The sequence below is a fragment of the Tissierella pigra genome (assembly GCF_009695605.1).
Taxonomy (GTDB): Bacteria; Bacillota; Clostridia; order Tissierellales; family Tissierellaceae; genus Tissierella; species Tissierella pigra.
In genome coordinates, this window is sequence record NZ_VUNQ01000038.1 from 19,542 (window position 1) to 34,742 (window position 15,201).

Below are 15,201 nucleotides of genomic sequence, written 5' to 3' on the forward strand. Positions count from 1 at the left end.
AAAGAAATATATAAAACATGGAGGAATGGGAATATAAGATGATATTTGAATTAGAAGAGTTTAAATTAGAGAAAATAGAAAGTAAAGATTTAAATAAGATTCTTGAAATATATAATTCCAATGGTGAATTCTTAATAAATCATATGGACAAAAGTGTAGTAACAGAAGAATGGATAATTCAAGAATTAAAATATATGGAAGAAATGGACTTTAAATCCTGTAAAATAGTTGAAAGACATACAGAAAATATATTAGGAATAATAGATTTCAAAATAGATGAAGAAACTTACTTATCTCTGTTAATGATACATAAAGACTTTCAAGGAAATGGCCTTGGACATATAATTTATCAGGGATTTGAAGAATATATAGAGTCTTTAAAAGGTAAAAGTATCAGAATAGATGTAGTAACTAATTATGATAGTTCTGTATTAAAATTTTAGGCTCATAATGGATTTGTTAAATTGAAGGATATAGAATTAAATTGGACAGGAAAAACTTTATCTGCTGTAATTATGAAGAAAAGATTATAATTCTTTATGAAGAAAGGATTATATTTAGTAACATTAGAAAAGTTTAAAAGCGGAGATTTTGTAATGTTATGAAAGTAACTGGGAAAAGAAATAAATGTTTCACATGGAACATTTTAGTTTATATAAAATAAAAAGCTATTAAACTTTTGGAAAAATCCTTAAAATCAAAAAGGATTTTTTTATATTGAATCAATTATTTAAACTAGATTATAATTTAAGTAAGATTATAGATAACCAACACGAAATCATAATAAGTATATAAAATTTGAAGTATAAGTGAAAAACAAATAATAAAAAAATAACTAAAGGTTTAATATTTATTTTAGAATATAAAAAAATGAGGCTGTATTTTCAAATTTAAAGACATTTTAATGAGTTGTTCATATAATAGGTATACTTATTATATATAAATTAAATTTTCGCCTATTAGGACTTTAAATGGATTATGTAAAATTATACAGTAAAAATTTTTTGAGTTTTATATATTGGGATTAATTAGATTAAGTAAAATATATATAGTTGAAAAATGAATAATAAATATTATATAAAGAGCCTTTAGACAAATATGAGCAAACTTGGATAGGAAATATGTTAAAAATAACCTTACAATATAAATAGGAGGTGACAAAGATGGATTGTATTCAGAGTATACAAAAAGCAATAGAGTATATGGAGGAGAATATTCTAGAGAATATTAATTATGAAGATGTAGCAAAGCAAGTATATATGTCAAATTATCATTTTCATAGGCTTTTTAGTATGATTACTGGAATAACTGCAAATGAATATATTCGAAATCGAAAACTCTCAATGGCTGGTCAAGAATTGATAATGTCAAATAAGAAAGTAATTGATATTGCAATGAAATATAGGTATGATTCTCCTGAAAGTTTTACTAAAGCTTTTTCTAGATTTCATGGAGTAACACCTGTGATGGCAAAAGGTTCTGGAATACAGTTGAAATCATTTAATCCCCTTGTAATAAAAATAAAATTGGAAGGTGGAACAACTATGGAATACAAAATCGTAGAAAAAGAAGAATTTAAACTGTTGGCTAAAGTCAAAACATTTAAAAACGAGTCTATCTCTGAGGAAGGTAATACAGAGATACCAGAATTTTGGAAAGAATGTAGAGAGAACGAAGTATTTAACGTATTGGCTCAATATACTACAGAGCATGATATTTATGGAGTATGTGCTCCTATTTCAAAGGAAAGCATTTATTTTGACTATGGTATAGCTATGAAATATAATGGTGAAAATATTCCAGAAGGTTATAAATTGTGGCATGTGAGACCAACCTTATGGGCAGTGTTTGAATGTATTGGAAGTGATGGTGAATGTATAGGAGAGACATGGGAAAGAATATTTAAAGAATTCTTACCTAGCTCAAAATATAATATGTTAGATGATACAGATTTTGAATTATATCCAGAAAATAATAATTCTGATTGTTTTTGTGAAATATGGATTCCTATAGAGAGAAAGCACTATAGTATATAGAATAAGTATAGTTAAAACTTTAAAATAAAACACAAAAATAAAAGTAATAAATGTTTCACATGAAACATTTATTACTTTTATTTTTATTCTAATAAATCTTTTTTAAACTTTTCATAATCCTTTAGTAATTCAACTTTCTTTTTATCATCTACTATAAAAGTGGGAACACTTTCTACTTCATATATTGATATTAAATTTCTTCCTTCTTCTAATCTTTTGTTAAAGGTACCTTCTTCAATACAATTATTCATCTCCACTATATTTAGTCCTGTAGATAGGCCTATTTCATTTACTACTGCAGGGTCACCTACATTTTTTCCATATTCAAATATTGTTTTAAAAGCTTCCTTAGCAAATTCATAATATTTGTCCTCTTTGTTTGCATAGAGGGCAGCTAGGTGTAGTCTATTGGTATTAAATTTTTTACTTTTATTATTATATATTAGTCCATATTCTTTTCCTAGTCGTTCTATTCTTCTATAACTCATGTCTAATTGTTCTCGAGGAATATGATTTAATAAATCATCTCCATCTAAAGATAAGTTTGAATCTAGTATATAGGGTATCCACTCAATGTTTATATTACTATTTTCCTTCCTAAGTTTGTCAGCTATAGAAAATCCTATATAACAGAAAGGGCATGCAAAATCTGAAAATATCTTTATATTAACCATTAAATCACTCCCGTTAGTAGTTATATTTAAGTAGAGTATACCCAATAAACAATAGAACTAACAATTCTGTTATATATAGTATTTGAGTATTGTAAAATTACATTTCAATTACAATTTTTTAATAAATATTAAAGAAGTTCTCTTTATGATATGATATAAAGTATGTAAGTAAATTGAATATAAAATGAGGTGAATAATTTGAAAGATAAAAAAGCAAACATTATTGTAGGAATTCTTATAATGTATATATTATTTGGATTATTTCCAGGAGTAAAAATAAACTATGTTTCTCCAATTAAATTCTCCATACTTAAATTTATGGATTATCTAATAAAAAATTTCTTTTATCTTTGGAAAGTTAAATTACTAGCTTCAATAGCCTTTGTTTTTATTAGCCATGCAATTAAGAAAAATAAATTGAAAAAATATAATATAAAAAATAAATAGTTAATTAAATTTAAGACCGATTAAAAGATATATTTATATTTCAATACATAAGGAGTGAAGATTTTGATTCAGTATAAAATATATTCTTCAGATTTGAAATACTTAGAAATAGGGGAAGGTTTTTTTGATAAATGGCCAAATCCTCCTAGTCCAGAAAAACATAGACAAATTTTAGAAAATAGCTACAAAGCCATAGTTGCTATAGATAATAATAAGATAGTTGGATTTATAAATGCTATTAGTGATGAAATATTATCTGCATATATTCCTCTATTGGAAGTTTTATCCCAATATAAAAATCAAGGAATAGGCACTGAATTAATCAAAAAGATGTTATATGAGCTAAGAGAATTTTATATGATAGATTTGTTATGTGATGAAGATTTACAATCCTTTTATGGAAAACAAGGAATGTTTAAATCTCAGGGTATGGTAATTAGAAATTATAAGTATCAATCAGGAAGGTATAAATAAAATTGGGATGAGGTGATACTGTGATACAAAATTACAATTTTAGGAAGTTGACTCTTTCAGATTTAGACCTTGTATTACAAATGGAAAGAGATTTTAGAAGTGGATTTGTTGTTGAAGAAAATGCTAGACAGTTTCTTTTAAATCCAAATAACTGGATTTTTGCCTGTATTGAAGATAAAAGAGTAATTGGATTTGCATATGGATATGAACTTAATCGTCTTGATAACAAAGGAAATATGTTATATATTCATGAAGTTGGTGTACTTCTAGAGTATCAAAGGCAAGGTATTGGGCTTCAGATTCTTACTAGTATAAAGAACTTATGTAAGTTGACAGGCATATGTAGATTTTTTTTGTTTACACAAAAACTTAATAGTGCTGCATGTTTATTATATGAAAAGGCTGGTGGTGAAAAAACATCTGATGGACAGGATGATGATGTAACATATTTTTTTAATATAAGTGAAAAAAGATAATTTTTGTAGAGCTGGGAAAGAAATACATATATCCTATAGGCATAGAGATTCGGAAAAGATTATAATATGAGTATAAATATATTAGTATATATTATAGATAGTTTAAATTAATGCTTTGGTTAATGTATATTGGAAAATTAAACCGTAATATTAAATTAACATAGTAATATTTTTATTATTTTTACTGGGATAGTACTTATAAGTCAGGCAATGGATGAATGGAATAGATATAAAGAGACAAGAAGGAAAATATATTTGATTATTCCTATTATTTTATTGCCTATTATTACTGTTTCTATAATTTCTATAACTGTAACAAGATGTTCATATCTTAACATTGATAAAACAAAAGAGTATATAGGGGAAAAGTTATCCATAGGAATAATTGGTAATATTCCTGAGATTAGAGAAGTGGAAATAGAGTTTGAGATAATTGATTTTGATTTTTTATAAGACATCACAAATACCATTTTATTTTATTGAAAATGAAAAAACTCATGTTAATTTTATAAAGGAAGATTTATCCTATAAAGATGAACCAGATGCTGAAGATGGAATGTATATAACAGGATTATTATATAGTAAAGATAAGGTTTGGGGATATGGTTTATATAATAATACTAAAAATGCAACTAATATAAAAGCAGTATATTCTAGAATTTTTGAAGATATTTCAAAACTAAAAAAGGATGAGTTACATTGAAAAAATTTATTAAATTGGCTTTTATTTGTTTAGGAATTATTATAACCATAGGTATTGTTATAAAACTAGTGGAATATAATTCTCTATCAAGTAAAAACACAAGATCGTTAGAAAAAATATTGTTTGAAGATATTAAATTAGGAAAATATAGTAATGAAGGAATGGTGAAAGATTTAATTACTATTGACTATGATAAGCTGTATGTATTTGAACCCTATGAGTCAGTTGAAGAAATGGAGAAACAATTGGGGCTTAAACATACTAAATTAAAAGTAGTTTATAGTGAGGGATGGATGAACATGGTATTTATCAAAGAAGATAGGATAGTTGCTTATTTATATGGATTCGACTCTTACTATATAGATCTACCAAAGGGTATATATTCTAAAGAAAAAATGAATCAAATGATATACTATAGTGAAGAAAAAGAAATTGGAAATTCATCAGACGCTAGAAAGAAGTATATATATTATGAATTTAAGGAGAAATGATATGGAGTATAATATATTTGATGAAATGATGAATTATTATCATTGAGATTCTTTGTATATTATATTTTAACTTTTATAATCTTTATAATTTTTATAAGATATGTAGATTATGGAAAAAACACTTAATGTTCCACATGGAACATTAAGTGTTTTTTCACTAAATCTAGATAGATAAAGTCTTTAGGGTAGTATTAAACTAAGGTGTTTATCTTAGTTTAAAATCTAAAATATTTGATAATATACTTATTTCACCAGCAAAAGGAAAATACATAAGCTGATTTTCTGTTTCAAAAATTATAAAAAAGGGCAAATTACTTTCTGGAATTGGAATATAAAATTGTTGAATTGGTATAGTGTTCATTTATAAAATCTAAAATATTACAAGATTTGATGTTTCACGTGAAACATCAAATCCTTCTTTCAAATATTGAAATAATCTGATATTATATAGTTAAGATATATAATGCAAGGTGGTGGTTTTTTTGGGTAAGATTATATCTATATTTAATCAAAAAGGTGGTGTTGGAAAAACTACAACCACTATAAATCTTAGTGCTGGAGTTGGTAAATTAGGGAAAAAGGTCCTTCTAATCGATATTGACCCTCAAGGTAATGCAACGTCAGGTCTAGGAGTAGAAAAGGACAATGGACAACCTATTATATATGATGTATTGGTAAATGATGTGGATTTAAAGGATGCTATTAGAGATACTACTGCCGAAAATGTAAATATAATTGGTTCTAACAACGAATTGGCAGGTCTAGAAATAGAACTTGCTAGGGAAGGGAATTGGGAAAACATATTAAGTAATAAACTTAGAGACATTAGAGATGATTACGACTATATTTTTATAGATTGTCCTCCATCTCTGGGAATTCTCTCTATTATAGGGCTAGTGGCTTCAGATAGTGTAATTATACCTATACAATGTGAGTATTATGCTCTTGAAGGTGTAAGCCAATTATTTGATACGATAAAATTAGTAAGAAAGGGATTAAATCCAAATTTAGAAATAGAAGGTGTAGTTCTTAGTATGTTTGATGGCAGGACAAACTTGTCTATACAAGTAGTTGAAGAAGTAAAAGGATTTTTTAAGGGAAAAGTTTATGTAAGTCTTATTCCTAGAAATGTTAGATTAGCTGAAGCACCAAGTCATGGCCTATCTATTATGGACTATGACTTAAAGTCAAAAGGGGCTGAGGCTTATATGGAGTTGGCTGAAGAATTTTTAGAGCTAGTTGAGGAGTGATGATGTGAGTGTGAAGAAAAGGGGCTTGGGAAAAGGATTATCAGCTTTAATTTCAGATGAAGTAATTATTGATAATAAGAAACAACATAAAGAAATTATTGAAAATATAGATATAAAATTGGTGAATCCTAATGAGAATCAACCAAGGAAAGAATTTGGAGAAGAAGCATTACTTGATTTAACTAATTCCATAAAGATACATGGTTTGATACAGCCTATTATAGTAAGAAAAGTAAAAGATAAATATGAAATCATAGCAGGAGAAAGAAGATGGAGAGCATCTAAAGCAGCTGGATTAAAGGAAATTCCATGTATAATAAAGGATGTAGATGAAGAAGTATCTGCTAAGTTTGCATTAATAGAGAATATTCAACGAGAAGATTTAAATCCAATAGAAGAGGCTATAGCCTATAAACAGTTAATGAAAAAATATCATTTGACTCAAGAGGAAGTAGCAAGTCAAGTAGGAAAGTCGAGATCTTATATAGCCAATACCCTAAGGCTTTTAAATCTAGAAAATAAAATAATAGAGCATATATCTAAAGGAGAACTAACTTCAGGTCATGGAAAGGCTTTGCTGGGAATTAAAGATAAGAAAAAACAATTATTAGTTGCAGAGGAGATAATAAAAAACAATTTAAATGTTCGTGATGTAGAATCCATTGCAAATAAAAAAAAGGACTTTACTAGAAAAAGTATTATATCCAATAAAGACCCTAATATAATCAACCTTGAAGAAGAACTTATGGAGAGACTAGGTACAAAGGTTAATTTAACAGAAGGGGATAAAAAAGGTAAAATTGAAATAGAATACTATGGCTATGAAGACTTAGAAAGAATTATAGATATTTTAACTAAGTAAACTTTGAAAGGAGAAGCACTTATGGAAGTAAAAATATACCGAGTAAATGCTTTCACAGAGGAGACTTTCGGAGGAAATCCTGCAGGAGTAGTATTAAATATAAATGGATTAACAGATAATATGATGCAAAGCATTGCCAAGGAAATAAATTTATCTGAAACGGCATTTATAACTCCACTTCAAAGAGATAATTTTGATATAAGGTTTTTTACTCCAATGTGCGAAGTAGATTTATGTGGACATGCCACTATTGCTACATTTTATACTTTGGCTAAAGAAGGATATATTAGTCCAATGAAAAATGGTGTAAAGACAGTTTATCAATATACGAAATCGGGAAAATTAGCAGTAGAAATTTGTTTTGAAAATAGAAGAGTAACAAAAATATTTATGGAACAAGGAATTCCTAGGAAATTAGGTAAAATTCAAGATATATTGCCATTATCTAATTCAATGGGAATTTCTGTAGAAGATATAGGAGTATTAGACAAAGATATAGCTCCAGAAATAATTTCAACAGGATTAAAAGATATTATACTACCGATAAAGACAAAAGAGGCATTAGATAGTTTAACTATAGATAAAGAATTGCTAAGTAAATTATCAAAAAGACTTGGAGTAGTAGGGGTACATGCGTTCTATTTGCCAGAGTTAAATTCAGAAGTTGTATATACTAGGAATTTTGCTCCTATAGTGGGTATAGATGAAGAGGCTGCAACTGGAACATCAAATGGAGCATTAATTTACTTTTTAAAGGAAAATAGACTAATCAAAAATAATCAATTAGTGTCATTTCAAGGTGAAATGATGAATAGGCTTAGTAAGATTTATTGTAAAATTGAAGAAGATAATGAAGTCCAAGTAATTAAAGTGGGAGGAAATGCTAAACTAATAATTAGTGGAACTATGTTTGTATAATCAACCAATTTTTGGTTGATTTTTTATTGCAAAAATAAGAGCGCTTATGTCGAAAAATGTCGTAGTACAATATTACAATAGAAGAAACTTTGAAACAAACAATCTAAATTGTAAGATATTTAACAAACAATCCCTAAGATTTGATTTACAAAGATAGATATAAATGATATATTAGAATTGTGTCATAAAATTTTATTATACTTAAGAGGAGGTAGTTTTAATGCAAGCGTTTATTGATGTGGTAAATGGATTTCTATGGGATAACTTCTTAATTTATGCCTTATTGTTTGTAGGAGTCTATTACACTATCAGATTAGGTATTCCACAAATATCTAAAGTTGGCCCAGGATTTAAGCAAGCTTTTGGTGGGATATTTAAAAAAGAAAAAAATGAAAGTGCAGATGGAGAAGCAGATGGAATGACTTCATTCCAAGCACTGGCAACGGCAGTTGCAGCACAAGTTGGTACAGGTAACTTAGCTGGTGTAGCAACAGCTATAGCAGCTGGAGGTCCAGGAGCTATTTTCTGGATGTGGGTATCAGCGGTTTTGGGTATGGCTACAAACTTTGGTGAAGCTGTACTTGCGCAGAAATATGCTGATAGATCAGGTGAAGAAGTAACAGGAGGTCCTGCATATTATTTATCTAGAGGAGTAAAGAGTAAATTTTTAGCTGGATTCTTTGCTGTTACTATAATAATAGCACTAGGATTTGTAGGTAATATGGTTCAATCAAACTCAATAGCAACAGCAGTTAGTGCAGTGGTTCCTATTCCTAAGGTTGTCATAGGAGTTCTTACAGCAGCCTTTGTTGGTCTTATACTAGTAGGTGGTATGAGTAGAATAGCATCATTTGCAGAGTTAGTAGTACCTTTCATGGCATTACTTTATATTATAGGAAGTTTTGTTATAGTGTTTAAAAACCCTGCAGCTTTAGGACCAGCATTTAAGAGCATTTTCCAAGGAGCTTTTACTACTCAAGCAGCAGTAGGTGGAGCATTGGGAGTTACTATGAAGCAAGCTGCTAGATATGGTATAGCAAGAGGATTATTCTCAAACGAAGCAGGTATGGGTTCAACACCACATGCCCATGCAGTAGCAAAAGTAGCACACCCTGCACAACAAGGTATGGTTGCTATGGTTGGGGTTATTATAGATACAATCGTTATTTGTACAGTAACAGCACTTATAAATTTAGTTACAGGAGCCAATACTTTAGGACTTACTGGAATAGAAATGACTCAAGAAGCATTTAGATTAGGACTTGGTAACTTTGGATTAGTATTTATAGCTATTAGTTTATTCTTCTTTGCACTTACTACTATAATAGGATGGTATTTCTTTGGAGAAGCAAATATTAAATATTTATTTGGAGCTAAAGCTGTAAATATTTATAAAATTGCAGTTCTTGGATTTATAATATTAGGTTCATTTATGGAAGTTGCTGTGGTTTGGGATTTAGCAGATATGTTTAATGGTTTAATGGTTATTCCAAACTTAATAGGTCTTTTAATATTAGCACCTCAAGCTGCTGCCATAGTAAAGGATTACGATACAAGTTTTATTAAACAACAAAGATAATATACTATATAAAAAGGGAACAATACTGTTCCCTTTTTTTGTTACTTATAGTAAAATAACAATAGGAGGGGATAAAATGTTTATAGATAAGAGTCTAAAAGAATACATAGCTGCTACAGCTAGTGGAGAGCCTACTCCAGGGGGCGGAAGTGTTTCTGCCTTAGTAGGTAGTTTAGGAGGAGCACTGACCAATATGGTATGTAACCTAACTGTTGGTAAAAAAGCTTATGAAGAATTATCAGATGACATCAAGTCAAAAATAGTTAATAATTCTAAAGAAGTAGAAAAATTAGTTGAAACATTAAATAATATTGTAGACGAAGATACTAAGGCTTTTGATAAGGTTATGGATGCTTTTAAACTTCCTAAAGATACAGATGAAGAAAAAGCTGCAAGAAGCAATGCTATTCAAGAGGGCTATAAAATAGCATTAGAAGTACCTTTAAGATGTGCAGAAAAATGTTTAAGAGTATTGGAATTACAAGATGTGTTTGCTGATTATGGAAATGTAAATGCTATTACGGATGTAGGTGTAGGTACATTATTAGCTTATGCAGGATTAGAAGGAGCATTATTTAATGTGACTATCAATCTAGGAAGTATAAAAGATGAATCATTTAAGAAAGAAACAGAAACTAAAGTAGATAATCTCTTAACTGAAGGAAAGAAATTAAAAGAGGAACTACTAAAGGTTGTATATAAAAGATTAGCATAAGAGAAGGGAAACCTTCTCTTTTTCTTTATTAAATCATAAAAATATTGTATTATAATAATAGGAGTGTCATAAATAATTTTCACCATTAAAGCTTAGGAGGTATTAAGATGTTTAAAAAGCAGTTGATAGATCTTATAACTAAAGCAAAAGGTGTAATAGATGTGGAGTTGGTGCTTAAAAATATAAATATAGTCAATGTATTTTCAGGTGAAATAATAAAGGGGAATGTGGCTATTGATAATGGGAAAATAATAGGCATAGGTGAATATAATGGTAAAGAGGAGATTGACTTAGAAGGTAAATATTTGGCTCCAGGATTTATAGATAGTCATGTTCATATAGAATCATCTATGTCATCACCTTCACAGTTTGCTAAAGTAATAGTTCCAAGAGGTGTAACTACTATAATTGCTGACCCTCATGAAATAGGAAATGTTAAAGGAATAGATGGTATAAAATATATAATAGAAGATAGTAAAAATGTCCCTTTAGATGTTCATATAATGCTGCCTAGTTGTGTTCCATCTACAAGCTTTGAAAATGCAGGAGCTATACTAAAAGCTGATGATTTAAAAGAATTATTAGAAGAAGAGACAGTTATAGGCTTAGGAGAAATGATGAATTATCCTGGAGTCATATTTTTAGATGATGATGTATTAAATAAATTAGCTTTATTTAAGGATAAAGTAATAGATGGTCATGGACCTATGATCCGTGGAAAGGAATTAAATGCCTATGTAATATCAGGTATAAAAACAGAACACGAATGTTCTACAATCGACGAAGTATTAGATCGTTTAAGAGTAGGTATGTATATACTTATTCGTGAAGGTTCAGCAGCAAAGGATTTAAAAAACATAATTAAAGTTGTAAATAAGGATAATTTAAGAAGATTCCTATTTTGTACAGATGATAAACATCCTGAAGATTTAATTAATGAAGGAACTATAGATTTTAATATTAAACTTGCAATTAAGGAAGGTATTGATCCAATAGATGCTATTAAAATGGCTACTATAAACTCAGCTGAATGTTATGGCCTAAAAAATAAGGGAGCCATAGCACCAGGATATATTGCGGACTTAGTAGTAATAGATAATCTAGAGGATTTTAATATATTAAAGGTATTTAAAAGTGGAAAGTTAGTAGGAGAAAATAATAAGGCACTATTTGAACCTAATATACATTTACCAAAAAACATGATGGATTCAGTAAATATAAAAGACATAGACTTAGAAGATATTCAAATTCCTATGACCAATAATAAGGCAAATATAATAGGAGTAATGGAAGGGAGTTTAGTTACTAAAGCTGTGATAAAAGAAGTGAATATACTAGATGGATTTTTTCATTTCTCAGATGATGGTATACAAAAACTTATAGTAGCTGAGAGACATTTAAGAAAAGGAAATATAGGTGTAGGACTTATAGAAAACTTTAAATTAAAAAATGGCTCCATAGGTTCAACTATAGGTCATGATTCACATAATATAATAGTCATAGGTGATAATGACGGGGATATACTAACTGCCATAGAAGAATTAAAAGAAATAGGAGGAGGACTCACAATAGTAAAAGATGGGAAAGTCTTAAAAAGTTTGCCTCTAGAAATTGGAGGAATCATGACTTCCAGGCCAGTTGAAGAGACCAATTCTATTCTTAAAGAAATGATAGAACTATCTTATGAAGAATTAAATGTAAATAAAAATATAGACCCTTTTATGACTTTAGCATTTATGGCATTACCAGTTATACCTAAGTTAAAACTTACAGATATGGGTTTATTTGATGTGGAAAAATTTGATTTTGTTAAAGTATGTAGAAATGATTAGTATAAATTATTTTAAATGGAGATGATTTTATGGTTTATTTTGATAATGCAGCTACATCTTATCCTAAACCAAAAGTAGTATATGATGCTATAATGGATGCAATGATGGAATATGGTGCTAATCCTGGGAGATCAGGGCACAAGAAGGCATTAAAAGCAAGTAGGGGGATATTTGATACAAGAGTTCAAATAGGTAAGCTTTTAAATATAAAGGACCCTATGAGTATAATATTTACTTTTAATTGTACAGAAAGTTTAAACCTAGGGATAAAAGGATATTTAAAACCAGGAGACCATGTAATTACCACCTCCATGGAGCATAACTCTGCTTTAAGACCTATTGTATTTTTAGATAAATTAGGAGTAAAGCATACTATAGTACATGGAGATTCTAAAGGAAGGATAAACCCTAAAGATATTGAAGATAGTATAACTAAAGAAACTAAGATGATAGTCACTACTCACATATCTAACTTAACAGGAACTATAATGGATATAGAGTCTATAGGAAAAATTGCAAGGAAACATGGGTTAGTATATTTGGTAGATGGTGCTCAATCAGCAGGTGTATATAATATTGATGTAGAAAAAATGAATATAGATATGCTTGCTTTTCCTGGACATAAGGGGTTACTTGGACCTCAAGGAACTGGCGGGCTTTATATTAGACCAGGTATAGAATTAGTAGAAACCTTTCAAGGTGGCACAGGAAGTATATCTCATTCCTTGGAGCAACCAGATATATTTCCAGATAAATTTGAATCTGGTACACCCAATGCACCTGGAATAATAGGTTTAGGAACTGGAATAAAATATATATTTGAAAAAGGTATTGATAATATAAGGAAAAAAGAAGAAGACCTTACAATGCACTTTATAGAGGAAGCAAGTAAAATTGATAAAATCATACTATATGGAACATTAGAGAAAAATCATCATGCACCAGTAGTTGCCTTAAATGTTGGAGAAGCTGATTCCTCAGAGATAAGCTATATATTAGATGAAGAATATGATATTGCTGTGAGACCAGGGTTACATTGTGCACCTTTAGCTCACAAAACTATTGGAACTTTTGAACAAGGAGTAGTTAGATTTAGCTTTGGATATGAAAATACCCATGAAGAAATAGAGTTTGCCATAAAGGCCTTAAAAGAAATTGCTAAGGAAGTTTAGAGAGGAGAAAATATATGGTTCAGCTACAAGAATTTATTGCATCGTATAATATAGAAATTATGATAGGACTTATGGCAGCAATACCTATATTATTAGTTTTATACCTAATAGCTGAAATAAGAATATCAAAGATAAGAGAGAGATACAATGAATTAGTAAGAGGAGTTAAAGGTATAGATATAGAGCAACTCCTTATAAAAACTAATGAAGAACTGAAATCAATTCGTATAGATATGAATACTATGGAACAAAAAATAGAGAGTATTGAAACAAAGCTAGCCTTTGCTATTCAAAAGGTTGGCTTTGTTAGGTATAATGCCTTTGGAGACATGGGATCCGATTTAAGTTATTCTGTTGCATTATTGGACAAGTTTAATAATGGATTTGTCCTTACAAGTATTTATGGCAGAGAGTATACTACCAGTTATGCAAAACCAGTTAAATTAGGAAAATCAGTATACCCATTATCTGTAGAGGAAATGCAGGCAATAGATAGGGCGTTAATGGGTGAATACCAAGAGAAGACTCTGTAGTAGGAGGAACAAATTAGATGAGTAAGATTTCTTTTATTATAAATCCTGTAGCTGGTGGTGGAAAAGCAAAGGGTTTAATCCCTTTAATTGAATCAAAGATGGAGAAATATGAAAAAGAATATTCAATAAAATTGACTACAAAGCCTGAGGAAGCCATAAAAATTGCAGAAAACTGTGTAGAGGATTATGATATAATAGTTGCAGTAGGTGGAGACGGAACAATAAATGAAGTAGCTAGAGGACTAGTTAACAAAGGGAAGGGTATATTGGGAATCATCCCTGGTGGTACAGGAAATGATATGGCTAAAAGTCTGGGAATCTCCATAGATCCTGAAAGGGCTTTAGAACATTTATGTAATGGTAAAAATAGCACAATAGATGTTGGACAGGTAAATGACTTTATTTTTTTCAATATTGCTAGTATTGGATTTGATGCAGAGGTTGTAATGAATACTATAAATATAAAGAAAGCCATTAGAAGTAGGTTTGCCTATGGAATTAGTGTTATATATTCATTATTTAGTTTTAAAAAGAAAAGGATTCAAATTAATATAGATGGAAAATTTGCAGAGGAAGATGTAATTTTAGTAGCTGTAGGTAATGGAAAATACTATGGTGGCGGAATGGAAATTTTACCTGATGCAAAGGTTAATGATGAATATTTAGATGTATGTATAATATCTGGAATAAGAAAAACAAAACTTTTATTTTTATTTCCAAGCATATTTAAAGGTAATCATATTAAATATACAAAGTATGTAAAAATATATAGAGGAAAAAATATAAGAATAACATCTAAAGAAGGATTATACTTAAATATAGATGGAGAAATTAATCCTAAGGTTAAAGATATAGAATTTAACTTGAAGGATAAAAGATTAAATGTAATAACCTAAAAAAAGTAGCCCAAGGCTTCTAGTGTTGCATTTAGGAAACAATTAAATATTGACAAAGTGAGAATCCCTTGGATGATATAAATTACATCCAAGGGATTCCTAATTCTACAGTGTAATACATAATTGTCTAATATTACCATATA

General features: G+C 29.1%; 19 protein-coding genes. 17 read left to right on the forward strand and 2 right to left on the reverse strand.

Annotation, left to right across the window (positions count from 1 at the left end):
* Positions 1 to 38: 38 nt before the first annotated feature.
* Both FYJ83_RS14495 and FYJ83_RS14500 read left to right on the forward strand, forming a co-directional pair.
* Positions 39 to 443 carry a GNAT family N-acetyltransferase gene (locus tag FYJ83_RS14495; RefSeq protein WP_195838012.1) on the forward strand — a complete coding sequence of 135 codons (405 nt, stop codon included), beginning with the start codon at positions 39 to 41 and terminating at the stop codon, positions 441 to 443.
* Between the two features lie 720 nt (positions 444 to 1,163).
* Complete coding sequence (locus FYJ83_RS14500; protein ID WP_154441662.1) at positions 1,164 to 2,036, forward strand: AraC family transcriptional regulator; 873 nt, start codon at positions 1,164 to 1,166, stop codon at positions 2,034 to 2,036.
* A gap of 83 nt (positions 2,037 to 2,119) precedes the next feature.
* On the opposite strand, the gene FYJ83_RS14505 is transcribed toward FYJ83_RS14500, so the two are convergent.
* A complete protein-coding gene (locus FYJ83_RS14505) occupies positions 2,120 to 2,710 on the reverse strand; it encodes a DsbA family oxidoreductase (protein WP_154441664.1) in 591 nt (196 codons plus the stop codon).
* Between the two features lie 198 nt (positions 2,711 to 2,908).
* Here FYJ83_RS14505 and FYJ83_RS14510 point away from each other — a divergent pair, with 198 nt between their 5' ends.
* The 6 genes from FYJ83_RS14510 (at position 2,909) to FYJ83_RS14535 (ending at position 5,301) form a co-directional block, all read left to right on the forward strand.
* Positions 2,909 to 3,157, forward strand: a complete 249-nt coding sequence (locus FYJ83_RS14510; RefSeq protein ID WP_154441666.1) for a hypothetical protein — start codon at positions 2,909 to 2,911, stop codon at positions 3,155 to 3,157.
* Positions 3,158 to 3,220: 63 nt separating this feature from the next.
* Positions 3,221 to 3,631, forward strand: a complete 411-nt coding sequence (locus FYJ83_RS14515) for a GNAT family N-acetyltransferase (protein WP_195838013.1) — start codon at positions 3,221 to 3,223, stop codon at positions 3,629 to 3,631.
* A gap of 20 nt (positions 3,632 to 3,651) precedes the next feature.
* Complete coding sequence (locus FYJ83_RS14520) at positions 3,652 to 4,107, forward strand: GNAT family N-acetyltransferase (RefSeq protein ID WP_154441668.1); 456 nt, start codon at positions 3,652 to 3,654, stop codon at positions 4,105 to 4,107.
* 210 nt (positions 4,108 to 4,317) lie between these two features.
* Positions 4,318 to 4,560, forward strand: a complete 243-nt coding sequence (locus tag FYJ83_RS14525) for a hypothetical protein (protein WP_195838014.1) — start codon at positions 4,318 to 4,320, stop codon at positions 4,558 to 4,560.
* The gene (locus FYJ83_RS14530) at positions 4,547 to 4,810 is read left to right on the forward strand and encodes a hypothetical protein (RefSeq protein ID WP_154441671.1); all 264 of its coding nucleotides are present in this window, start codon (positions 4,547 to 4,549) and stop codon (positions 4,808 to 4,810) included. The genes FYJ83_RS14525 and FYJ83_RS14530 overlap by 14 nt, the downstream gene beginning before the upstream one ends.
* Positions 4,807 to 5,301, forward strand: a complete 495-nt coding sequence (locus FYJ83_RS14535) for a hypothetical protein (protein WP_154441672.1) — start codon at positions 4,807 to 4,809, stop codon at positions 5,299 to 5,301. The genes FYJ83_RS14530 and FYJ83_RS14535 overlap by 4 nt, the downstream gene beginning before the upstream one ends.
* Before the next feature lie 205 nt (positions 5,302 to 5,506).
* Here FYJ83_RS14535 and FYJ83_RS19710 read toward each other — a convergent pair whose 3' ends face one another.
* The gene (locus tag FYJ83_RS19710) at positions 5,507 to 5,662 is read right to left on the reverse strand and encodes a hypothetical protein (protein WP_195838015.1); all 156 of its coding nucleotides are present in this window, start codon (positions 5,660 to 5,662) and stop codon (positions 5,507 to 5,509) included.
* A 121-nt stretch (positions 5,663 to 5,783) separates the two neighbouring features.
* Here FYJ83_RS19710 and FYJ83_RS14540 point away from each other — a divergent pair, with 121 nt between their 5' ends.
* The 9 genes from FYJ83_RS14540 to FYJ83_RS14580 all read left to right on the forward strand — a co-directional run bounded on the left by FYJ83_RS14540 (position 5,784) and on the right by FYJ83_RS14580 (position 15,058).
* A complete protein-coding gene (locus FYJ83_RS14540) occupies positions 5,784 to 6,551 on the forward strand; it encodes a ParA family protein (protein WP_154441673.1) in 768 nt (255 codons plus the stop codon).
* Positions 6,552 to 6,555: 4 nt separating this feature from the next.
* Positions 6,556 to 7,413, forward strand: a complete 858-nt coding sequence (locus tag FYJ83_RS14545) for a ParB/RepB/Spo0J family partition protein (RefSeq protein ID WP_216585884.1) — start codon at positions 6,556 to 6,558, stop codon at positions 7,411 to 7,413.
* A gap of 21 nt (positions 7,414 to 7,434) precedes the next feature.
* Entirely contained in the window at positions 7,435 to 8,331 is an 897-nt protein-coding gene (locus FYJ83_RS14550) for a PhzF family phenazine biosynthesis protein (protein ID WP_154441676.1), read from the forward strand.
* 220 nt (positions 8,332 to 8,551) lie between these two features.
* Positions 8,552 to 9,910 (forward strand): alanine/glycine:cation symporter family protein, encoded by a 1,359-nt coding sequence (locus tag FYJ83_RS14555; protein ID WP_154441678.1) that lies wholly within the window; start codon positions 8,552 to 8,554, stop codon positions 9,908 to 9,910.
* 76 nt (positions 9,911 to 9,986) lie between these two features.
* Entirely contained in the window at positions 9,987 to 10,625 is a 639-nt protein-coding gene (locus tag FYJ83_RS14560; RefSeq protein ID WP_154441680.1) for a cyclodeaminase/cyclohydrolase family protein, read from the forward strand.
* A 107-nt stretch (positions 10,626 to 10,732) separates the two neighbouring features.
* A complete protein-coding gene (ade, locus tag FYJ83_RS14565) occupies positions 10,733 to 12,457 on the forward strand; it encodes an adenine deaminase (RefSeq protein WP_154441681.1) in 1,725 nt (574 codons plus the stop codon).
* A 29-nt stretch (positions 12,458 to 12,486) separates the two neighbouring features.
* On the forward strand, positions 12,487 to 13,629 hold the full coding sequence (locus FYJ83_RS14570; protein WP_154441683.1) for an aminotransferase class V-fold PLP-dependent enzyme: 1,143 nt from the start codon (positions 12,487 to 12,489) through the stop codon (positions 13,627 to 13,629).
* A 14-nt stretch (positions 13,630 to 13,643) separates the two neighbouring features.
* On the forward strand, positions 13,644 to 14,162 hold the full coding sequence (locus tag FYJ83_RS14575) for a DUF4446 family protein (protein ID WP_154441685.1): 519 nt from the start codon (positions 13,644 to 13,646) through the stop codon (positions 14,160 to 14,162).
* A 17-nt stretch (positions 14,163 to 14,179) separates the two neighbouring features.
* Positions 14,180 to 15,058: a diacylglycerol/lipid kinase family protein gene (locus FYJ83_RS14580; protein WP_154441687.1), complete on the forward strand. Its 879-nt coding sequence runs from the start codon at positions 14,180 to 14,182 to the stop codon at positions 15,056 to 15,058.
* The last annotated feature ends 143 nt before the right edge of the window (positions 15,059 to 15,201 follow it).